The sequence below is a fragment of the Marinomonas colpomeniae genome (genome assembly GCF_014803385.1).
Lineage (GTDB): Bacteria > Pseudomonadota > Gammaproteobacteria > Pseudomonadales > Marinomonadaceae > Marinomonas > Marinomonas colpomeniae.
The window spans coordinates 346,264-368,824 of record NZ_JACYFC010000003.1 but is presented as its reverse complement, the minus strand read 5'-3'; the positions used below and the strand labels follow the sequence as shown (position 1 = coordinate 368,824).

Sequence of the window (22,561 nt, the reverse complement as noted above, 5' to 3'; positions counted from 1 at the left end):
TATTTAAAAAGATAAGACGAGTCTTATGCTTCTTCCCCAGCCTCTTCAGCTTGGGCATTTGGCTTGATAGCGTCTTCATATCCCAAAGTCACTTCAGTAACCTGGGCTGATTCTAGTAGTTTATCAACAACCTGCTCTTCAAGTACAGCGGATTGCACTTGCGCTAGTTGTTCTTTGTTCTTTAGGTAATATTCGATAACCTGTTGTGGTTCTTGATAAGCTTGAGCCATATCTTCTAAGAACACACGAACTTTATCGTCATCAACTTTCAATTCTTCTTGCTTAATTATTTCAGAGATCAACAAACCAAGCTTAGCGCGTTTTTTTGCTTCGTCTTGGAATAACTCTGCAGGTAATTGAGAAGCATCAAAATCTTGGCCGCCAAATTGGCTTGCAGCTTGTTTACGAAGCGCATCAACTTCTTGGTCAATCAAACCAGAAGGAACTTCCACTTCGTTGATAGAAACCAAACCGTCGAACAGAGCGTTTTTAAGCTTAGCTTTAACCGCTTGGTTAAGCTCACGCTCCATGTTTTTACGCACTTCAGCACGTAAAGCATCGATGGTCGCATCTTCTAAGCCGAACTTAGCAACAAACGCATCATCAAGCTCAGGAAGAATTTGTTCGGCCACTTCAGATACCGTGATCTTAAAGCTAGCCTCTTTTCCTTTCAAATTTTCAGCTTGGTAGTCATCAGGGAAAGTCACAGAAATAGTACGTTCTTCACCTGCTTTAGCACCAACAATACCAGTTTCGAAACCTGGTATCATAGTATTAGAACCAAGAACTAATTTATGACCTTCAGCCGCTCCACCTTCAAATGCTTCGTCACCTAAGTAACCAACAAAATCGATTGTAACTTGATCGCCATCATCAGATGCACGCTCAACAGCAGACCATTCAGCATTTTGTTTACGCAACGTTTCCAACATAGTATCAACATCTGCATCTGTAACATCAGATACAACACGATCAACTTTAATTGTTGTGTTATCGCCTAAAGTAATTTCTGGGTAAACTTCTACTTTAACAACAAACTCAAGATCTGCGCCTTCAGTAATATTTTTAGGCTCAATAGAAGGCATACCTGCTGGCTGAATAGATTCTTTCTGAATCGCTTCAACGTAAGAGTCACGCATAATTTGCTCCACTGCATCCATACGGATACCTTGGCCGTAACGTTTTTTAATTACGCTAATAGGCACTTTACCTTTACGGAAACCATCGATTTGAGCTTTCTTAGCTGTCGCAGCTACTTCAGCATTTACTTTTTCGTCAACACGAGCAGCAGGAACAGTAATTGTTAGAACGCGCTCGATTGGGGACGTTGTCGCTACAGAAACTTGCATAAAACTTCCTCTCGGGAACTTGCTTTAATTTGTTGGCATCTCGTCATCAACAAGACAGAAATTAAATTACAGCCAACAAAACCTGAATAAAAAATTAAATAAAGTAATAAGCTGAAATGGTGCTCCGTACTGGATTCGAACCAGTGACCTACCGCTTAGAAGGCGGTTGCTCTATCCAACTGAGCTAACGAAGCTAGGCTTATTACATTTCTTGTGGTGGGCTATTATAGGGACGGAATAAGAATCGTCAACAGATAGACATAAAAAAGCCCAGTAAACTGGGCTAAAATGACTATTTGCAACTAAGGAACCGAGAATAGCTAAAAGAAACCATCTCTTCTAAGCACAAACATCACAAAAGGAACGAGATAAATAATACTAGCCTACCCTGATAAAAACAAGATTAACGCTCCATTTAAATGCACGTTGCACTTTATTTGTGCATTACGTTTTTAAAAGAAGTCTTTATACTCTATTTTAAAGCTATGATATTCTGAAAGCTCATTCAATAAAGCGATACACACATGTTCAATCGTCTAATTTTTTTGCTTCCTCTGATAAAACGCTACGGATACCTAACCGCTAACCGCTTCAAACACAGCCACCTTCCACAAAAGGCCGCTCAACTCACTTTATCAAGCTTACTCGCTGCCGTGCCTATTATTACCATCATTCTTGGTATTTTGAGCTTCACTCCAGCTCTAGAAGCTATGCAGGCACAATTATTCCAACTTCTTGAGCTACACTTAGCACCAGGATCAAGCGATGTAGTATTGCCCCATTTAATTACTTTTGCATCGCAAACTAAAAAACTACCCATTGCCGGACTTGTCGTCCTTTTTATAACAGCATTACTTTTACTCAACAGTTTCGAAAGTAGTGTCCAATCTATATGGCAAATTAAAAAAGCACGAAAAATTAGAGAACGACTATTAACCTATTGGGCTATATTAACATTAGGCCCTATTCTTTTTGCCACATCGCTTAGTCTCTATGGAACACTCATATCTATGCAGATACAAGATACCGATACCAATGCCTGGCTAAACAACTTACTTGAGCTCGGTAGTATCGCCCTTTATTTTTTAATGCTTCTAACTTTAAATTTTTTGACACCTAATGCTGACGTCTCAATAAAATTAGCATCTATATCTGCCATAGTAGGAAGCATAGGCTTGTACATTCTAAATACAATATTTGGCTCATTCGCCCAGTTCTTTACTAACTACCAAGTTATATATGGCGCATTTGCAGCGATACCTATTTTTCTTGTTTGGCTACAAAGTTCTTGGCTCATTGTTCTTGCTTCAGTCTGTCTTTGCGCCACTTTACACAATATAAAAAACTTAGCATCTAGTCAGGATTAATGTAGAATCTCGAAAATTTTTCATAACAAGGCCCATTATGACGAACACAATAACCGACTTAAATACAATATTAGATGAAGCAGATTGCTTAGTCGACGAAGCAGAATTGAATGCAGCCCTTGATAAGATGGCGACACAAATAACTGCAGATCTTGCCGATAAGCTACCTCTTGTTCTATGCGTTATGAATGGCGGCCTAGTTCCTACTGCAGCATTAATACAACGCTTGAATTTCCCATTAGAGCTCGACTATATCCACGCAACACGATATGGCATGGAAACAGAAGGCAGCGTCTCACTAAATTGGCTATGCTACCCTCAGACTAGCCTTAAAGACAGACACATACTTGTTGTGGATGATATCTTCGACCAGGGCCATACACTCCAAGCTATTAACAAATGGTTGGAAGAACAAGAAACCACCAGTGTTTATACTGCAACCGTCATTAATAAATTACACGATCGTAAAACAGACATGACTCCAGACTACATAGGAACAGATGTAGCAGATCGATTTTTATTCGGCTATGGAATGGATTACAAAGGTTTTTTCAGAAACCTTAAAGGTATTTATGCCATTAAAAACAGCTAGTTCATAAATAACCATACAAAAAAAGCGCCTTATAAAGGCGCTTTTTTGTATCCAAAATAATAATTTCGCCGGCTTTTTTTAGAAAACTCGGTTAAAACCATTTAAAGCAGCAACACGATATGCCTCTGCCATAGTTGGATAGTTGAATGTTGTATTTAAAAAATACTTCAATGTATTCTGCTCACCTGGTTGCTTCATAATAGCTTGTCCAATATGAACAATCTCAGAAGCCTGATCACCAAAGCAGTGAATTCCTAACAACTCCAAAGTCTCTCTATGGAAAAGGATTTTCAACATACCGACCGCTTCGCCTGTAATTTGAGCTCGAGCGGTATTTTTAAAGAAAGCACGCCCAACTTCATAAGGAACCTTCTCCGTAGTTAGCTCAGCCTCTGTTTTACCAACAGAACTAATTTCAGGAATGGTATAGATACCTGTTGGCACCTCACTGATAAATTCCGCACCTTCTGATCCATACATGTTAGCGGCAACAGCACGACCTTGGTCATATGCAGCACTTGCCAAACTAGGCCATCCGATAACATCACCAGCAGCGTATACATTATCAACTTGAGTTTGGTAAGTATTATTCACTGCGAGCTGGCCGCGACCATTAGCCTCTAGACCAATAGATTCCAATCCAAGATTATCCGTATTACCTGAACGTCCATTACAGAACAATAAAGCATCTGCCCGTAACTTTTTACCGGATGCCATATGCATAACCACACCACGATCCGTCGTTTCTACAGAATCATAAGTTTCGTTATGACGAATTAGCACACCACTATCACGTAGGTGGTAACTCAATGCATCGGTAATCTCATCATCTAAGAAACTCAAAAGCTTTTTAGCGGGGTTAATCAGTTCAACACGAACACCAAGACCACAAAAAATTGAAGCGTATTCACAGCCAATGACACCTGCACCATAAATAATCAAAGATCTAGGTGTGTGATTTAAACTCAAAATAGTATCAGAACAATAAATACGGGGATGAGAAAAATCAATATCAGCAGGGCGATATGGACGAGACCCTGTCGCTATGACCACTTTATCAGCAATAAGAAGCTCAGGCCCTTGCTCGTAAGTATTTACCTCTATCGTATTCGCATCTTTGAATTTACCTCTACCAAAGTAAATATCTATTCGATTACGTGCGTAATACTCAGTACGACCCACCACCTGTTGATCAATAACCTTGTTTGCACGATCCAATACTTTAGGGAAAGAAAACCAACGAGGCTCACCAATGTCACGAAACATTGGATTAGTATTAAACACGATAATTTCTTTCACCGCATGACGCAATGCTTTTGAAGGAATGGTACCCAGATGTGTACAGCTACCACCAACTTGAGAACTAGCCTCGATAACAGCCACTTTTTTACCGGCCTTTGCAGCACTCATGGCTGCGCCTTCACCCGCAGGGCCTGTACCTAAAACTACAACATCATAATGTCTTGTTGTCATAATACCCTCTTCGGTTTAATTATTTGGATGCGTCGTAAAATGTTTCATTAGTGACTTTTGCAACAGCGTTCTTTTCTGTCTCTTCATCACACTTGCCTTTATCGCCACCACATATATCGCAAGCCACTTCCATCCCCAAAGAGCTCATACCACCGCAAGAGCCAGAAATAGGTTTTCTACCCATCAATACACCAACAGACATTGCAGCAACCAACAAAAGCATAAGGGCAAATGCCAAAACAATAGTCAACATAACGTTTCTCCTAAAAGCAGAATATGTAACATTTCATTTATTTCAAGTAAGACTGAAAAGCATCTGATGGACGCTCTTCAAAACCAAAATCTGTTTTCACTAATAAATACGCAGCAATACCATTTTCCTGAGCAAAAGCTAAACCTTTTTCAGGACCAAGAACCGTTATTGCCGTAGCCAAACCATCAGCCATAGTCGCTGTTTTATCAATAACAGTGACAGAAACCAAACGGTGCGTAATAGGCCTTCCAGTACTGGGGCTTATAGTATGGGAATAACGAATCCCATTTTTTTCGAAATAATTTCTATAATCACCTGACGTTGCTATTGCCACATCTACCAATGAGACAACGCGCTCCACCATCTCATGACCACCAGCCGGGCTTTCAATAGCAATCTTCCAAGAAGACCCATCAGGCTTCATTCCCTTAGATAATATTTCACCACCCACTTCAACCAAGTAACTTTCAATACCACTTGCACGTAATATTCTTGCAACCTCATCAACACCATAACCCTTTGCGATAGAAGACAAATCAACATAAATATCTTTATCTTTTGTCAGGTTACGACCATCAAGAGTTAAACTTTGATACCCAATTCGTTTTTTTGCTTCATCAATAGAAGCTTGGCTAGGCACTACATCTTTATGCTTACCTGGCCCAAAGCCCCATAGATTAACCAAAGGCCCAACAGTCACATCGTATTCGCCGCCACTTATTTGACTAATCAACAAGGCTTTATCAATAACATAAGCCATGTCATCACTAATATCTGTCGACTGTCCGGCCGCTAGTTTATTAAATTCGGACAATTCTGAGCTCGAGTCATATGTTGACATAAGCTTATTAACTTTAACCAACACAGCATCAACATCACTCTTTAAACCCCAAGGACTTTCTACATCAGACGTTGTGTAAAATTTTACAGTGTATGTTGTACCCATTGTAGGGCCAGAGAAACTAACCAACTCAGGAGAAAAAGAGGAAAAACGGTACACCACCGCCACAACAATAAATAAAAAAGCGGAAATCAGTATTTTTTTGCGCATAAAAATCTTTTTTTCTATATCCAAGAAGACAAAGACTAAAAAAATAAAGACCCACCATAAGGTGGGTCTTTATTTAGGTGCTAGCCGCCGAAATCATCAAGTAAGATGTTTTCTTTTTCTACACCCATGTCTTCTAACATTTTGATCACAGAAGCATTCATCATTGGAGGTCCACACATGTAGAACTCACAATCTTCAGGCGCTGGATGATCCTTAAGATAGCTTTCATAAAGTACATTATGAATAAAGCCTGTTTTTCCTTCCCAATTATCTTCTGGTTGAGGATCAGACAAAGCTAAATGCCATTCAAAGTTCTCATTTTCTTCTTGTAGCTTATCGTATTCTTCCATATAGAAAGCTTCACGCATACTACGAGCACCATACCAGAACGTAATTTTACGTTTTGAATTCAAGCGTTTTAGCTGATCGAAAATGTGAGATCGCATTGGCGCCATGCCGGCACCACCACCAACAAATACCATTTCAGCATCAGTATCTTTAGCGAAGAACTCACCAAAAGGACCATATACTTTGATTTTGTCGCCCGGTTTCAAACTAAACACATAAGAAGACATTTGACCTGGAGGTAAATCATCTTTACCTGGAGGTGGAGAAGCAATACGAATATTAAACTTAACCAAACCCTTTTCTTCAGGGTAGTTTGCCATTGAGTAAGCACGAATAACGGTTTCGTCAACTTTTGAAGTGAATTTCCAAAGGTTAAACTTATCCCAATCACCACGATATTCTTCTTCAATATCAAAGTCTTTATAGTGAACAGTATGAGCTGGCGCTTCTAACTGAACATAACCACCGGCACGGAAATCAACGTTTTCACCTTCTGGCAATTTCAACGTCAACTCTTTAATAAAGGTTGCTAGGTTAGGGTTAGATTCAACAGTACATTCCCACGCTTTAACACCAAATACTTCTTCTGGCACCTCTACGTCCATATCTTGTTTCACAGAAACCTGACAAGACAAACGATAACCTTCTTTTTCGTCACGGCGAGTAAAATGCGATTGCTCAGTGGATAGCATAGAACCACCACCACTCATCACTTTACACTTACACTGCGCACAAGTACCACCACCACCACAAGCAGACGATAGAAAAACGCCACTACTAGCAAGTGTTTGCAATAACTTACCGCCCGCAGGGGCCGTAATTTCTTTCTCACCATTGATGCGAATTGTGACGTCACCAGTACTTACCAAACGAGCACGAGCAGCAAGGATAATTGCTACTAATGCAAGGACGATAGCCGTGAACATCACCACACCCAGAATAATCTCTAAGTTGACCATGTTAGTTAAACCTTATTCTTGGTTGTCCCACTGTGCAGCGAATTAAAGCTGCACACCAGAAAATGACATGAAACCCAAACTCATCAAACCAACAGTAATAAACGTGATACCTAAACCACGCAATCCTGCAGGAACATCTGAATATTTAAGCTTCTCCCGAATACCAGCAAGCGCAGCAATAGCAAGCGCCCAACCAACACCAGCACCTACGCCGTACACTAGGCTTTCACTGAAGTTGTAATCACGTTCAACCATGAACAAAGACGCACCCATGATTGCGCAGTTTACAGTGATAAGCGGTAAAAATACGCCTAACGCGTTGTATAACGCAGGCATGTATTTATCCAATGTCATCTCTAAAATTTGAACTACCGCGGCGATAACACCAATGTAGCTTAACAAACCTAAGAAACTAAGATCGACACCAGGCAAACCTGCCCAATCTAATGCGCCATCCACCAATAGATTTTGATACAACAAGTTATTCAGAGGCACAGTAATTGCCAATACAACAACAACCGCAATACCTAATCCAATCGCTGTCTCTACCTTCTTAGACAAAGCCAAGAAAGTACACATACCAAGGAAAAAGGCCAAAGCCATATTCTCAACGAAGACAGCCTTAATAAATAGGCTTATATAATGTTCCATTTAGAGAGCCTCCTGTGCACGTGAATTTGCAGCAATTTTAAAGTCAGCATCTTCAACCTGATCTTTCTTATAAGCACGCAAAGCCCAAATGACTAAACCGATAACAAAGAAAGCACTAGGTGGTAACAACATCAACCCATTAGGTTGATACCAACCGCCATTTTGAATAGTAGTGAAGATTTCAATACCAAACAATTTACCAGCGCCCAACAATTCACGGAAGATAGCCACGATAATCAACATCACGCTATAACCTAAACCGTTACCAATCCCATCGAGAAAACTCATTACTGGACCGTTTTTCATAGCGAAGGCTTCAGCACGACCCATAACGATACAGTTAGTAATAATCAAGCCAACAAATACAGAAAGCTGTTTACTAATTTCAAATGCAAACGCTTTAAGTATTTGATCTACAACAATAACCAAAGAGGCAATAATGATCATCTGAACAATGATACGAATGCTGTTTGGAATATGATTACGGATAATAGCAATGAAGAAACTAGAAAAAGCAGTTACCAAGGTAAGTGCTATCGCCATTACCAAACTAACACTTAAGCTACTTGTTACGGCTAACGCAGAACAAATACCCAGAATTTGCAAAGCAATCGGGTTGTTTGCAAGAATAGGTCCAAAAAGGACTTGTTTCACATTAGACATTATTGAACCTCCCCTCTACGCAGCTTAACCAAGAAAGGTCCGAAACCTTCACTGCCTAACCAATATTGAACAAGATTAGTAACACCACGACTTGTAAGCGTAGCCCCTGATAACCCATCAACTTTATAAACAGCTTGCGGATCAGAATTGTCTACTCCACCTTTGGCTAGCTGAATAATAGCTTGACCTTGGTTGTTATAGACTTTCTTGCCTTTCCACAAAGCTTTCCAGTTAGGATTATCAACCTCACCACCAAGCCCAGGTGTTTCACCCTGATCGTAGAAACCGAAACCAATAACAGTATTGAAGTCATCTTCTAGTGCGATAAATCCATACATAGTTGACCACAACCCATACCCATGAACAGGAAGAATAACGCGATCAATACCAATATCAGATTTCACTAAATAGACAGACGCAAATTTAGCACGGCGCTTAATACTTGCAGGGTCTTCTGAACCAGCAAGAGCAACGGATAACTGAGGATCTTTTGCAGCTGCCTGCTGATCATAAGTCGCTGGTTTAATACCAGCTTCATCTAACTCAGCCTGTGTTGCAAACGCACCTGTTTCTAGATTCACAATACGTGTTTCGATTGATTCAAATACAGTGTCAATAGACGTATTAGAATCAAGCATATTTGCAGCGGATAAAATATTGCGTTTACGGTCTAAATCTTTATTGGCGTTCTGTATAGGTTTTAACCCTACTGCTGCAGCCGCAACAAAAATAGAACACACTAGACATAGAGACAAAGCAACAATAATGGTTTTTTGAATACTATCGTTATTACTAGCCATTGCGTGCAATCCTCCGCTTAATGTTCGCTTGAACAATAAAGTGATCAATGAAAGGCGCAAATAAGTTCGCAAACAAAATTGCTAACATCATACCTTCTGGATACGCTGGATTAACCACACGAATCAGAACCACCATCACGCCGATCAACGCACCATAAAACCATTTACCACGGCTGGTCATTGAAGCAGAAACAGGGTCTGTCGCCATGTACATCATACCAAAAGCAAAACCACCTAAAACAAGGTGCCAATACCAAGGTGTAGAGAACATAGGATTCGTTTCAGAACCAATAAAGTTGAATAAAGAAGACGTTGCAACCATACCCAAGAAAACACCCGCCACAATTCGCCAAGCTGCAATTCGCATAATCAATAATGCAGAACCACCTATCAGAATAGCTAACGTAGATGTTTCACCCATTGAACCTTGAATGAAGCCAAAGAAAGCGTCTTGCCATACAAGCGTCAATCCAGCCACGCCATCAGCAGCTAATTGGCTTAATGCTGTTGCACCAGAGAAACCATCTATTGCCGTCCAAACCGCATCACCAGACATTGAGGCTGGATAAGCAAAAAACAAGAACGCACGCCCGGCCAACGCAGGGTTAAGAAAGTTTTTACCGGTTCCACCAAAGACTTCTTTAGCAAGAACAACACCAAAACTAATACCTAACGCAACTTGCCATAACGGCACGGTAGCTGGCAGCGACAATGCGAAAAGAATAGAAGTAACAAAGAAACCTTCGTTAATTTCATGCTTACGCACAGAAGCAAATAACACTTCCCAAAAACCACCCACAGCAAACGCAGTAAGATAAACAGGCAAGAAGTACATTGCGCCGTAAATCATATTATCCCAAATACTTGTCGCATCGTAATTGGTTAAGCTACCAATAATTACATGACGCCAAGAATCTGAAGCAACAACACCCATAGAATCCATTGCTGTATTTGCTTGGTAACCTATGTTGTACATACCAAAGAACATAGCAGGGAATGTACACATCCAAACTAAAATCATGATGCGCTTCATATCAACAGCATCACGAACATGTGAACCATTCTTCGTTACAGAACTTGGACGGTAAAAAATCGTATCTACAGCTTCAAAAAGCGAATACCATTTTTCATATTTGCCACCTGTATGGAACGACGGTTCTATTTTATCGAGTACTTTTCTAAGCCCCATGAATTAACCCTCTTTCTCTATTAGAGTTAGGCAATCACGAAGGATCGGACCATATTCGAACTTACCTGAACAACTGTAAGTACACAAAGCCAAATCTTCATCATCTAATTCTAGTGCGCCAAGCTTTTGAGCCTGTTCGGTGTCATTCACCACTAATGAACGTAGTAATTGAGTCGGTAAAATATCCATAGGAATCAAACGCTCAAAATTACCAAGCGGCAACATAGTACGGTCACTGCCGTTTGTTGTCGTTGTCATATCAAATGATTTTTTACCCGTAAGCTTTGCTAAAAACACATTCATAATTGAGTGTTTTTCTACACCAGCACGAAGGTAGTGCATCATCTGGCGCTCACGCCCCTCAAGCAAAACAGATACTTGATTATGATAACGACCCAAGTAGGCAAAGGGACCAAATGAATTACGACCAGAAAGAACCGAACCAGAAATCACACGATTCTCACCTTCAGACAATTCATTAGCCACTAAACCTTCTAAGCTTGCGCCAATTTGAGTACGAATCAAACGTGGTTTTTTGACTTGAGGCCCAGCCAAAGCAATAACACGGTCTGTATTGAGCTCACCGGTAACAAACAATTTGCCGATAGCAACAACATCTTGGTAGTTAACAGACCATACCGTTTTTTTGTCGCTTACAGGATCTAGAAAATGAATATGCGTTCCAGCAAGACCGGCGGGATGAACACCTGAAAATTCCTCAACAGTCACATCAGACGTGGTGGGGATTTTCGCGCCAGGCGCTTTACAAACAAAGACCTTACCTTCTGTCAGACGAGTCAAAACAGTAAGACCATCAGCAAAGGCTTCAGCTTGATCTGCAAGAATCACTTCTGGAGAAGCAGCTAGTGGACTCGTATCCATCGCCGTAACAAAAATAGAATTCGGTACTGAAGCAACTTCAGGTACCTTTGAGAATGGTCGCGTACGGAACGCAGTCCACAATCCAGACTCAGTTAAATTCTCAACAACTTTACTACGTTCTAAAGATTTCAATTCGGAACCAGAATAAGCAGCAAAAACTTCAGACTCATCGCCTTCGACGTTAATAACAATCGATTGAAAAACACGTCTTTGACCACGATTTATTGCTGATACTGTACCTGAAGCCGGAGCGGTATATTTAACACCTTCCGTCTTTTTATCTGTAAAGATAACCTGCCCTTTCTTGACCTTATCGCCTTCCTTAACCAGCATGGTAGGTTTCATACCATGGTAGTCAGGACCGATAACAGCAACTACTTTTGCAGCTGCCGCACTCTCAATCGCTTGATCAGGAGCACCGGAAATCGGTAGATCTAGGCCTTTTGTAATTTTATACATACGTTCTGCCCAACAGTAGATTGAACACAAAAGCTTAATGTGCAGCGCTTACACCCCCCTCCGGGAAAACATGCATAAGCAAACAACTAACGTAAGGTAGTTGTAAAACACAAACTCACTTCACCAAAAAACCGAAGTATTATAAAGATCATTACTCGCCTTGACCAGCATACACGACTGTCTTTGCTCGCCAACTTTTACTTAAAACAGAACTTTATCCTTATCTGCTGCCTTTTCGCTTAAAAAAAGAACACTAATAAATAATTTAATAATGAAACACGACACTAACAATCATGTTTTTGCGGTTAAGTTGCCATACAAGACTGAAAACAGCACAATATCACTTAACAAACTAAACACTATGAACAAAATCACTCTTACAACTGAGTTAGAAACCAATACGCACATAAAAACTTACGTTTACGAACCCATATTGGATTCAATGATTTGTAAAAACGTACAGAGTATCGAAAAAATGCGGTCAATTTTCGACTTACCTGTAAAGAAATAATAGCTCATACAAAAATAACCGCTTTTTTAAATATTATTCGCCACTTAGAGAACAACAAAACTAACATGCCTGACACTGTATCCATTACTTTAAAAGCCGGCTTTAAAAACCTCATACATGGTTTAGATGGCAGTCGAAAAGCACTGCAATTATTAGCTATAGCGGCACAATACAAACACCCCATCCTACTCATGGCGAATACTGTTGCCGAATTAAATGAGCTTGAAGACGAAATACAGTTTCTAAATCATGACAAAAAAGAAATCCTTCGATTTAGTGATTGGGAAACACTGCCTTATGACGCATTTTCACCACATCAAGACATCATATCTCAGCGTTTAGAGACATTAGCAAAACTGTCAGAAACAAAGAATCCAATCATACTAACCACTGTCGCTTCATGTTTGACAAGGCTCTGCCCAAAGCAACACATAGACGCACAGCGATTTCATTTAAAAGAAGGCCAAGAACTCCCTTTAGAACAACTTTCAAAAAAACTAACTAATGCGGGTTATTTAAACGTAGAAAACGTCCATGGTCATGGCGAGTACGCGATACGCGGCGCCTTGATGGACGTTTACCCAATGGGAGCTGAAAATCCAATTAGAATTGATTGGTTCGACAATGACATTGATTCTATTCGCTGGTTTGATCCAGAAACGCAACGAAGCATAAATAAAGTCACTGAAATAAAGATGCTTCCTGCAAGAGAATTCCCAACCACACCCCAAGGTATACAACAGTTTCGTCAAGCTTTTAGGGAGCGCTTCGACACGGCGCCGCTCACGAGCCCTATTTACCAAGACATTTCAAGCGGCCTCATACCAGCAGGAATTGAATATTACCTTCCATTATTCTTTGTACAGACAGCCAGCGTATTTGACTACCTACCAAAAGACACTCTAGTTATTCGTTCAGACACATTTAATGAGCAATTTGGTAGCATCCAATTGGATTTCCGCAGCCGCCACGAATCACTAAATTACAATATTGAACAACCTATTTTAAAACCAGATGAAATTTGCCTAAAAGAAGACGAGTTGTTTGCCCAGTTAAACCTGTTTACTAACATCATATTTTCTGCAGAAGGCGAACACCCGTCTTACAAGGCTTTAGACCTGGTCAAAATAGACTCCAAAGCCGCATCGCCTCTTAATAAGCTGCAAGATTTTTTAAGTAAAACTAGCGCTCGTGTATTAATTGTTGCGGAATCTGCAGGACGTCGAGAAGCTTTACTAGAATTACTAAAAAAACATAAAATCATTCCAAAACAAGTTCAAGATTGGAAAGCGTTTACTAAGTCGTCTAAATCACTCGCCATTACAGAAGGCAATATAAGTCGTGGTTTTGTTATCAACGACGAATTGGTACTCATAGCCGAAAGCGAAATCCTAGGTGAACGTGTCTCACAACACCGCAGACGTAATAAGCACAGCAACATTAGTGAAGATGCAATTATACGCAACCTTACTGAGTTGCGCATGAACGCCCCTGTTGTCCACATAGATTACGGTGTAGGTCGCTATTTAGGCCTAACCAACCTACAAATAGATGGACAAGAAACTGAGTTACTTACACTAGGCTATGCAAATGAAGCAAAGCTTTACGTTCCTGTTTCTTCGTTACAACTCATATCTCGCTATACAGGAGCGGATGAAGATACAGCACCACTCCATAGACTCGGTACAGACAAATGGAGCGTAGCCAAACAAAAAGCCGCTGAAAAAGCACGAGATACCGCAGCCGAGCTATTAGAAATTTATGCGAAGCGTGAAGCTCGCGTTGGACATGCCTTCGCTAAACCTGATGATCAATATGAAATCTTTTCCGCAGGCTTCCCTTTTGAAGAAACGCCAGACCAGCAAATGGCTATCGATGCTGTCATGCAAGACATGTCGTCAAAAAAACCTATGGATAGACTAGTTTGTGGCGATGTAGGATTTGGCAAAACAGAAGTCGCCATGAGAGCCGCCTTTCTCGCTGTTCAGGATGGCAAGCAAGTGGCCGTTCTTGTTCCAACAACACTACTTGCTCAACAACATTATGAAAATTTCTGCGACCGCTTTGCCGATTGGCCCGTCGAAGTAGAATTATTGTCTCGTTTCCGCTCAGGTAAACAATCAAACTCAGCTATTGATCGATTAGAAGCTGGCACGGCTGACATTGTGATAGGTACTCACAAATTAATTCAGAGTGATATAAAGTTCGCTAATTTAGGGCTAGTCATTATTGATGAAGAACATAGATTTGGCGTAAAACAAAAAGAGCAATTCAAAGCTCTGCGCGCCGAAGTTGACATACTAACCCTGACAGCAACCCCCATTCCTAGAACACTTAATATGTCACTGTCTGGTATACGTGATTTATCTATCATCGCAACACCGCCAGCAAAACGTCTATCAGTGAAAACCTTTGTAAAAGAAAAAGACACACACCAGATAAAAGAAGCCATATTACGAGAATTACATCGAGGTGGGCAGGTCTATTATTTACATAATGAAGTACAGACTATTCAAAAAGCGGCAGAAGAATTAGAAGCCCTTATTCCCGAAGGTCGTGTCATTGTTGGCCACGGTCAAATGCGAGAAAGAGAGCTAGAGCAAGTGATGTCTGATTTCTACCACAAAAGAGCCAACATACTTGTTTGCTCGACGATTATAGAAACTGGTATAGATATACCCAATGCCAATACCATTATCATTGAGCGAGCTGATAAGTTTGGTTTAGCGCAACTACACCAATTACGTGGTCGGGTCGGTCGATCACACCATCAAGCTTACGCTTATTTATTAACACCAAACGATCGGAAAGTAACAGGCGACGCAGAAAAACGTCTTGAAGCCATTACTCTTGCGGACACCTTAGGTGCTGGCTTCACTCTAGCCACACATGATCTAGAGATACGAGGCACAGGTGAGTTATTAGGCGATGGTCAAAGTGGTCATATAGAACATGTTGGCTTCTCATTATTTATGGAAATGCTAGACCGTGCCGTAACCTCTTTAAAAAATGGCGAGTCACCTGATGTAGATCTTTTTTCAACAGAGCAAACAGACGTCAACCTAAGAGTTCCAGCTCTTATTCCTGAAGACTATTTAGGCGATGTACATTCTCGTCTAATTTTGTACAAGCGCATCGCCAGCGCAAAAACACATGAAGAGCTAAAAGACCTACAGGTGGAAATGATTGACCGCTTTGGATTATTACCCGATGCTACAAAAAACCTATTCCGACAAACAGAGTTAAAACTCAAAGCGGAGAGCCTTGGCATTAACAAAATTGAAGCGAATGCAAAAGAAGGGAAAATATTCTTTAATAGTAAAACACCCGTTGATCCAATGAAACTAATCAGGTTAATCCAAACCAAACCTGACACTTATAAATTGGTAGGATCAGATACTTTGAAGTTCTTAGCTACAATGAACACGGCTGAAGAACGTTTCCAACAAACCACTAAAACTTTGGAATTATTACATTGAAAGCCCTGACACTTATCGCTTTATCAATAAGCCTATTCAGCACTCATCTTTTTGCTGATAGTGGAAACATTAACCCAGACACAGCCAGAGCGTACGAAGGCCACATTCTTACGTTCTTGTGGCCAGACGGTCAATCAAGCGAACACATTCACTACAAAAGCGTCTTATCTTTACAAGATATTCAACATCTAAGAAATACAGCCGAAAGCAACAACGATTCTAAACAATCGGAACAAACGCCTTTTGAAAACATCAAAAAAAGACTATCAAATCATGTCACCATTGTAGCCAATCAAAAGTGGACGCTCATTTTTAGAGAAGCTGGCGATGTTATAACCAAAAACTTTCAAAGCGAGCAAAAGAAAAACGGTTATCCAGAACTAACAGGTAACATCAAGATAAAATTAGGTCGTTATTTGGAATCTAATATTCATTATCAACATTATTTATTTGATAATCTATCTCAACCTTTTATGGAAAAAAATCTTGAAAACGAAAGTAACCAACCTTCCTTTCCTATTTTGTCAGATGAAACAGAAATCAAAACATTTGGACCTGCACTCGTATTAAAACTAGACCTATCCAACAAAACGGCGAGCAAGAAGGTTAACTATTTGGACCATCCAAAAATAGGGACCTTGATTTATTTTGAGCCAATAGAACTAGAAGATGCAATGGCAGAGATAGCAGCACAATCAGTAACACCAGAGACAGGGAAAAGTCTTAACTATGATAGCCTTCGAAGCACTAACGAACTGTCTAGCTTAGGCCAATAGAATTCCGTAAACGCGTATTAAATCAAAAATAAAAAAAGGTAATATGCTTTTTTTTGCATATTACCTTTTTGTTTTTTAACTGTACCTGCCATCAAGTAACTAGCTAGAGCTTTTTAGCTTAGCATTTCAGTTACTAATAACCGCGAGATTGAGTTATTTTCCCGATCCAAGATACCGCTTTGTACTCTAACGCTGAAAACAGTGACAAGCCAAGGCGCTCAGCCATTCCTTTAGGTTGCTTATAAGTAACCTGAATAACTTCTGCATCTTCATAATGAGAGACTAAATAAGCATCGCTCGTCATTACAACATCAATCAATTTATTATCTAACGCTTCAGAGCCATACCAAGTATCACCCGTTGCAATTTCATCAATTTCTAACTGTGGACGCTGATCCGAAACAAAACGCTTAAATAAGTCGTGGGTGCTTTCTAAATCTTGTTTGAATTTTTCACGTCCTTCATCTGTGTTTTTACCCAACATAGTGAGAGTGCGTTTATAACGACCAGCTGTGTGAAGCTCCACATCAATTAGCCCTTTATCAAGTAATCGATGCACATTAGGAATTTGCGCAACAACACCAATAGACCCAAGAATAGCAAAAGGTGCAGCAATAATTTTATCCGCCACACAGGCCATCATATAACCGCCACTAGCTGCTACTTTATCAACACAAATAGTAAGAGGGATATTTGCCTCACGGATACGCTGAAGTTGAGAAGCAGCTAGACCATAACCATGCACAACACCACCACCACTCTCCAAGCGAACTACTACTTCATCTTGCGATTTAGCCACACTTAATACAGCCGTAATTTCTTCACGCATTGACTCTACTGCCGATGCTTTAATATCTCCATCAAAATCCAAAACATAAAGACGCTTTTTTGCTTCGACTTTTACGCCACTCTCTTTAGGGGCTTTTTTCTGAGTTTTCTTTTCTAGCTTTTCTTTTTTCTTTTTTTCTTTCTCTCTGTTTTTGAGGTCTTTCTTGTCCATCAACTGACTATCTAGCTCCGCCTTCATAGCATCATAGCTTTCATTCAACTTGGTGACTGATAAACTGCCCGGTTGTGACTTTCGTTTTCCACTCGCAATCAGCGCCAATAAAAAAACAATAATCAAAGCCACACTGATTAATTTTAATAAAAATCCTGCGTAGTCAGTTAAAAATTCCAATAGTGTTTCCTCTAATAAATCGTAAGTTCTTGAGATAGTGGGGCTATTTGCGCAAATAACAATACCTTTTACGCATTAATCGCTATAGATACTCATTTATTTATCCCTTATCATCTGCCCACTTATTTATCTGAATTTAAATACAAGAACAATACTTTCAAAAGGAACGGCAAATGAAAACTTCCATATCACAAGCGCTTGGTAATAATTTCCTTGGGGCCTCTCCCCTTTGGTACAAACAAGCCGTGATCGCTTTCCTAATAATCAATCCTATTGCCGTTGTGACGCTTGGGCCGTTTATTACTGGCTGGCTGCTGATTATTGAGTTTATTTTCACCCTTGCAATGGCGCTTAAATGCTATCCCCTTCAACCAGGTGGTCTTATTGCAATTCAAGCCGTTTTATTAGGTTTAACAACATCTGACGGCGTTTATCATGAAGTCATTAAAAACTTCGATGTGATTTTATTATTAATGTTTATGGTGGCTGGCATTTACTTTATGCAAGGCATGTTGCTGTTTATCTTTAATAAATTACTCGTCAAAATACGTTCTAAAGTCGCTATTTCTCTAGTATTCAGCTTAACGGCCGCCATATTATCTGCATTTCTAGACGCTTTGACGGTGACGGCGGTATTAATCAGTGTCAGTGTTGGTTTTTATTCGGTTTATCATAAAGTGGCATCAGACCAATCATCAAATAATAAACACAACCCTAACAGTGACGACAACATACTCCCTGTAAACCAACTTGATTTAGCAGAGTTTCGCTCCTTCCTCCGTAGTTTATTAATGCATGGTGCAATCGGAACTGCCTTAGGTGGCGTGGCAACACTGGTAGGGGAACCTCAGAATCTATTAATAGCTAAAGTTGCTGGCTGGGATTTTCTTGAATTTTTTATTCGCGTCGCCCCTATTTCAATGCCGGTACTAGTTTGTGGTCTACTCACCGTCATTGTTCTGGAAAAAACAAAGTGGTTTGATTATGGTGCTCACCTACCTGAAAATGTACGTAATATTCTAAAAAAATACGAAGAAGAAGAATCACAAAAAAATACCCATAAAAACAAAGCACAATTAATCGTCCAAGGCATTGTTGCTGTTTTACTTATACTTTCTTTGGCATTTCATGTAGCGGAAGTTGGTTTAGTTGGATTAATGGTGATTGTTTTACTAACCGCATTCAACGGTATTACTGAAGAACACCAAATTGGTCATGCTTTTGAGGAAGCCCTGCCTTTCACTGCTCTTTTAGTCGTCTTCTTTACCATAGTCTCAGTTATCCATGAACAACACCTTTTTCAACCGATTATTGATGTTGTTCTAAATATGCCAACACATTCACAACCTATTATGTTTTTTGTCGCTAATGGTATTTTATCTGCCATCAGCGATAATGTATTTGTAGCAACCATCTATATTGGCGAAGTAAAAGCTGCTCTTGATGCAGGCTCAATTACTCGAGAGCATTTTGAAACATTAGCTGTCGCAATCAATACAGGAACAAACTTACCAAGTGTGGCAACACCAAATGGCCAAGCTGCTTTCTTATTCTTACTCACGTCTGCCATTGCGCCACTATTACGACTGTCTTATGGCAAGATGGTTTGGATGGCTTTGCCTTACACTATCGTATTAAGCCTTGTTGGTGGCCTTTGTGTTGTTTACTTCTTATAAGTATTAATACTTCGATATAAACCAATAAAAAAGCCCTCAAAAAAGGGCTTTTTTATTGTTCAATTATGAAAGCCATTACTTAAGAATAGCTCAGTCTAATTAATATTTAATTCAACTAATGCTTCACTCGCCATAAAGATTGACCAGATTTTTTATCAATTAGATTTAGACGCTCTTCGTGCACTTTTAATTCATCGTCCGTCGCTCTAATGATTTTTAACGAAGGACGATCAGAAGCAAGACGACGAATACTTTCTACCGCCCCCTCCTCATTAGATTCTGAGTCAGAGCTATTTGCCAAACCTAAATTAGTTTGACCGCCAGTCATCAATAAATATACGTCGGCAAGAATTTCAGCATCTAGCAATGCGCCGTGTAACTCTCGATGCGAGTTATCAATACCATAACGTTTACACAAAATGTTAAGGTTGTTTTTCTGCCCTGGGTGCTTTTTACGAGCATAAACCAAACTATCAAAGACACCACATACTTCAGCAGTTTTTGGATAACCACCTAAACGAGAAAACTCATGATCCATAAAACCAATATCAAAAGGGGCATTATGGATGACGAGTTCAGCACCTTTAATAAAATCAAAAAAATCTTGAGCTATTTCATGAAACCGCGGCTTATCCGCAAGAAATTCATTACTGATACCATGCACCTGAAAGGCTTCAGCCTCAACCTCTCGATCAGGGTTAATATAGACATGAAAGTGTCGCTTCGTCAGCTTACGCCCTATCATTTCTACACACCCAATTTCGATAATTCGGTGCCCTTGTTTCGGATCAATACCAGTGGTTTCGGTATCAAGAATGACTTGCCTCATGACGCAGCCCTCAATTTATCAATGCCTTCGTTTGCCAAATCATCGGCAATTTCATTACCTTCAATACCTGCGTGACCTTTAACCCATTTCCATGTCACATCGTGTTTTTGACATTGCTCATCTAATGCTTGCCATAGATCTTTATTTTTAACGGGTTGCCTGGAAGCTGTTTTCCAACCTTTTCGTTTCCATCCAGCCAACCACTCAGTAATGCCTTTTTGCACATATGAAGAATCGGTATAAAGCGTTACTGTGCATTTTTCTTTTAATGCACTAAGCCCTTCGATGGCTCCCATTAGCTCCATCCTATTATTTGTCGTGTCGTGTTCACCACCACACAAACGCTTTTCATGCTCACCAAACGTAAGCCAAGCACCCCACCCTCCAATTCCAGGGTTTCCTTTACAGGCACCATCTGTGTACATAATTACATCTTTCACTCTTTCATCTCTTTAGTTGTAGGCTTTGTTAACGGTGGCACTCGAACTCGAGCTTTTGTCCAGCGAGGTTTTAAGGGTGTATAACGTCTCACCTGTTTTGTAGCTGTCATCATATAGACACCACTAAAAGGCAATTTAAGCGGCCTTAGAATTTTTTCTAACCATGTAAATCGCAATCGCCAATGGCTATTTTGCATTGGTGGTTCGTAATAAATAAAACGTTTCGACTCTAATGTTAAACCGGCCACTTTCAACCAGTCTTCCAATCTTTGATGAGCAATAAATCGACCGCACCAAGGCGCCTTAGTCTTTTTTGAAAACAAACGACAGAAGCCCCACAAGCCCCAAGGGTTAAAACCAACAATAATTAACTTACCGCTTGGTAATAAGGTTCTTGCAGCCTCCCGCAAATCATCATGAGGCGTTGTCGATATATCTAATGAATGATGAAAAACATGTACGTCAACACCATCTGATTCAAATGGCAACTCACTGGCTCGCGCGACAACAGTACGACATGATGCTCCAAGCTCTAATGCTGGCGAGATCAATATACTTTCACGCAAACGGTGATTACCCAGAGACACATCCTTGAGAGGTGACTGAGTCACTAAATAGTATCCAACAGCCGAATCCAACTCAGCCCCTATTGCAGCCAACTCTAATTGCAACACACTATCGCCTAAACTACTTTGATACCATGTTTGAAAAAATTGTCTTGATTGATCATTCGACATAAAATGACTTCTCTATTAAAACGGCATGACAATGTACTTATTATTTTTGATAGGTTTGTCATACGAAATGTAACTACCCTTATTTAAAGTAGACAATATATGATTCTATTTCCGCTTCCTGCCTTTGAAGACAATTATATCTGGATAATCGAAGATAAAGATAGTTCCGACATCTGGGCTGTAGACCCAGGGTCAGCGGAGGTCGTATTAAATTATTGCAATGAGAATACAAAAAACTTAGTAGGCATTCTAATCACCCATCACCACAACGACCATACAGGTGGCGTAGCTGACCTAAAGCAACATTCCAAATGTCCAGTCTATGGCCCAAAACATTTGACGTCACTTGTCACTCAACCAATGAGTGAAGGCGATCACCTTGATATTTTTTCACGTGAATTCAAAGTAATAGAAACCCCTGGACACACTTTAGACCACTTATGTTATTTCTCTGATTCTCAGCACGACAAACCGATTTTGTTCAGTGGTGACACTCTTTTTAAAGGAGGTTGTGGCCGCATAATGGAAGGCACACCTGAGCTTATGCTGACGGCTATGACGAAAATATCAGTACTGCCTGATGACACACTTATTTATTGTACCCATGAATACACCTTAGCGAACTATCGTTTTGCGCTGTCCTTAGAGCCAGAAAATACAGATTTAATAGAGAGCAATATCGCCAGCAAACAACAACGTGAAAACAATATACCTACTTTACCTTCAATATTAAGCTTAGAGAAAAAAACTAACCCTTTTTTACGCACTCATAACATCTCCGTAAAAACGCATGCGGCACAACAACTTAAAGAGCTCTTAGCGCAAAATTCAACCGCTGTATTCAGTCAAGTACGACGCGCTAAAGATAGTTTTAGTTGACCTCGTCGGTTACACCTT

General features: G+C 40.1%; 20 protein-coding genes and 1 tRNA gene. 6 read left to right on the top strand and 15 right to left on the bottom strand.

Going from position 1 to position 22,561, the window contains the following annotated elements:
* Positions 1-23: 23 nt before the first annotated feature.
* The gene (gene tig, locus IF202_RS11075) at positions 24-1,349 is read right to left on the bottom strand and encodes a trigger factor (RefSeq protein ID WP_191594959.1); all 1,326 of its coding nucleotides are present in this window, start codon (positions 1,347-1,349) and stop codon (positions 24-26) included.
* Positions 1,350-1,466: 117 nt separating this feature from the next.
* Positions 1,467-1,543: transfer RNA gene (locus tag IF202_RS11070), tRNA-Arg, on the bottom strand.
* Between the two features lie 330 nt (positions 1,544-1,873).
* On the opposite strand from IF202_RS11070, the gene IF202_RS11065 reads away from it, so the two are divergent.
* Together IF202_RS11065 and IF202_RS11060 are read left to right on the top strand one after the other, a co-directional pair.
* Positions 1,874-2,716, top strand: coding sequence for a YihY family inner membrane protein (locus IF202_RS11065; RefSeq protein ID WP_191594958.1), 843 nt, complete (start codon positions 1,874-1,876; stop codon positions 2,714-2,716).
* 37 nt (positions 2,717-2,753) lie between these two features.
* On the top strand, positions 2,754-3,308 hold the full coding sequence (locus IF202_RS11060) for a hypoxanthine-guanine phosphoribosyltransferase (RefSeq protein ID WP_191594957.1): 555 nt from the start codon (positions 2,754-2,756) through the stop codon (positions 3,306-3,308).
* A gap of 78 nt (positions 3,309-3,386) precedes the next feature.
* Here IF202_RS11060 and sthA read toward each other — a convergent pair whose 3' ends face one another.
* From sthA to IF202_RS11015, 9 genes are all read right to left on the bottom strand, one after another.
* Entirely contained in the window at positions 3,387-4,781 is a 1,395-nt protein-coding gene (sthA, locus tag IF202_RS11055; RefSeq protein ID WP_191594956.1) for a Si-specific NAD(P)(+) transhydrogenase, read from the bottom strand.
* A 19-nt stretch (positions 4,782-4,800) separates the two neighbouring features.
* A complete protein-coding gene (gene nqrM, locus IF202_RS11050) occupies positions 4,801-5,034 on the bottom strand; it encodes a (Na+)-NQR maturation NqrM (RefSeq protein ID WP_191594955.1) in 234 nt (77 codons plus the stop codon).
* Positions 5,035-5,071: 37 nt separating this feature from the next.
* Positions 5,072-6,085: an FAD:protein FMN transferase gene (locus IF202_RS11045; RefSeq protein ID WP_191594954.1), complete on the bottom strand. Its 1,014-nt coding sequence runs from the start codon at positions 6,083-6,085 to the stop codon at positions 5,072-5,074.
* An 80-nt stretch (positions 6,086-6,165) separates the two neighbouring features.
* On the bottom strand, positions 6,166-7,392 hold the full coding sequence (gene nqrF, locus IF202_RS11040) for an NADH:ubiquinone reductase (Na(+)-transporting) subunit F (protein ID WP_191594953.1): 1,227 nt from the start codon (positions 7,390-7,392) through the stop codon (positions 6,166-6,168).
* A 42-nt stretch (positions 7,393-7,434) separates the two neighbouring features.
* Positions 7,435-8,043, bottom strand: coding sequence for an NADH:ubiquinone reductase (Na(+)-transporting) subunit E (gene nqrE, locus IF202_RS11035; RefSeq protein WP_191594952.1), 609 nt, complete (start codon positions 8,041-8,043; stop codon positions 7,435-7,437).
* On the bottom strand, positions 8,044-8,706 hold the full coding sequence (locus tag IF202_RS11030) for an NADH:ubiquinone reductase (Na(+)-transporting) subunit D (RefSeq protein ID WP_191594951.1): 663 nt from the start codon (positions 8,704-8,706) through the stop codon (positions 8,044-8,046).
* On the bottom strand, positions 8,706-9,506 hold the full coding sequence (locus IF202_RS11025) for a Na(+)-translocating NADH-quinone reductase subunit C (RefSeq protein ID WP_191594950.1): 801 nt from the start codon (positions 9,504-9,506) through the stop codon (positions 8,706-8,708). The genes IF202_RS11030 and IF202_RS11025 overlap by 1 nt, the downstream gene beginning before the upstream one ends.
* The gene (locus tag IF202_RS11020; RefSeq protein ID WP_191594949.1) at positions 9,499-10,695 is read right to left on the bottom strand and encodes an NADH:ubiquinone reductase (Na(+)-transporting) subunit B; all 1,197 of its coding nucleotides are present in this window, start codon (positions 10,693-10,695) and stop codon (positions 9,499-9,501) included. Before IF202_RS11020 ends, IF202_RS11025 begins: the two co-directional genes overlap by 8 nt.
* Positions 10,696-10,698: 3 nt before the next feature.
* Positions 10,699-12,036: a Na(+)-translocating NADH-quinone reductase subunit A gene (locus IF202_RS11015; RefSeq protein WP_191594948.1), complete on the bottom strand. Its 1,338-nt coding sequence runs from the start codon at positions 12,034-12,036 to the stop codon at positions 10,699-10,701.
* A gap of 576 nt (positions 12,037-12,612) precedes the next feature.
* On the opposite strand from IF202_RS11015, the gene mfd reads away from it, so the two are divergent.
* Complete coding sequence (gene mfd, locus IF202_RS11010) at positions 12,613-16,026, top strand: transcription-repair coupling factor (protein ID WP_191594947.1); 3,414 nt, start codon at positions 12,613-12,615, stop codon at positions 16,024-16,026.
* The gene (locus IF202_RS11005) at positions 16,023-16,802 is read left to right on the top strand and encodes a CsiV family protein (RefSeq protein ID WP_191594946.1); all 780 of its coding nucleotides are present in this window, start codon (positions 16,023-16,025) and stop codon (positions 16,800-16,802) included. The genes mfd and IF202_RS11005 overlap by 4 nt, the downstream gene beginning before the upstream one ends.
* A gap of 133 nt (positions 16,803-16,935) precedes the next feature.
* Here the strand turns inward: IF202_RS11005 and sohB are convergent, their stop codons facing one another.
* Complete coding sequence (gene sohB, locus IF202_RS11000; RefSeq protein ID WP_191594945.1) at positions 16,936-17,982, bottom strand: protease SohB; 1,047 nt, start codon at positions 17,980-17,982, stop codon at positions 16,936-16,938.
* A 173-nt stretch (positions 17,983-18,155) separates the two neighbouring features.
* On the opposite strand from sohB, the gene nhaB reads away from it, so the two are divergent.
* Positions 18,156-19,658 (top strand): sodium/proton antiporter NhaB, encoded by a 1,503-nt coding sequence (gene nhaB, locus IF202_RS10995; protein ID WP_191594944.1) that lies wholly within the window; start codon positions 18,156-18,158, stop codon positions 19,656-19,658.
* Positions 19,659-19,773: 115 nt separating this feature from the next.
* On the opposite strand, the gene dnaQ is transcribed toward nhaB, so the two are convergent.
* The 3 genes from dnaQ to IF202_RS10980 are packed head-to-tail and all read right to left on the bottom strand — an operon-like array spanning position 19,774 to position 21,664.
* Positions 19,774-20,487 (bottom strand): DNA polymerase III subunit epsilon, encoded by a 714-nt coding sequence (gene dnaQ / locus IF202_RS10990; RefSeq protein WP_191594943.1) that lies wholly within the window; start codon positions 20,485-20,487, stop codon positions 19,774-19,776.
* A complete protein-coding gene (gene rnhA / locus IF202_RS10985) occupies positions 20,484-20,927 on the bottom strand; it encodes a ribonuclease HI (RefSeq protein WP_328797219.1) in 444 nt (147 codons plus the stop codon). The genes dnaQ and rnhA overlap by 4 nt, the downstream gene beginning before the upstream one ends.
* Positions 20,924-21,664 carry a class I SAM-dependent methyltransferase gene (locus IF202_RS10980; RefSeq protein ID WP_191594942.1) on the bottom strand — a complete coding sequence of 247 codons (741 nt, stop codon included), beginning with the start codon at positions 21,662-21,664 and terminating at the stop codon, positions 20,924-20,926. The genes rnhA and IF202_RS10980 overlap by 4 nt, the downstream gene beginning before the upstream one ends.
* A gap of 99 nt (positions 21,665-21,763) precedes the next feature.
* Between IF202_RS10980 and gloB the strand changes: the two genes are divergently transcribed.
* Positions 21,764-22,543 carry a hydroxyacylglutathione hydrolase gene (gene gloB, locus IF202_RS10975; RefSeq protein ID WP_191594941.1) on the top strand — a complete coding sequence of 260 codons (780 nt, stop codon included), beginning with the start codon at positions 21,764-21,766 and terminating at the stop codon, positions 22,541-22,543.
* Positions 22,544-22,561: the final 18 nt, after the last annotated feature.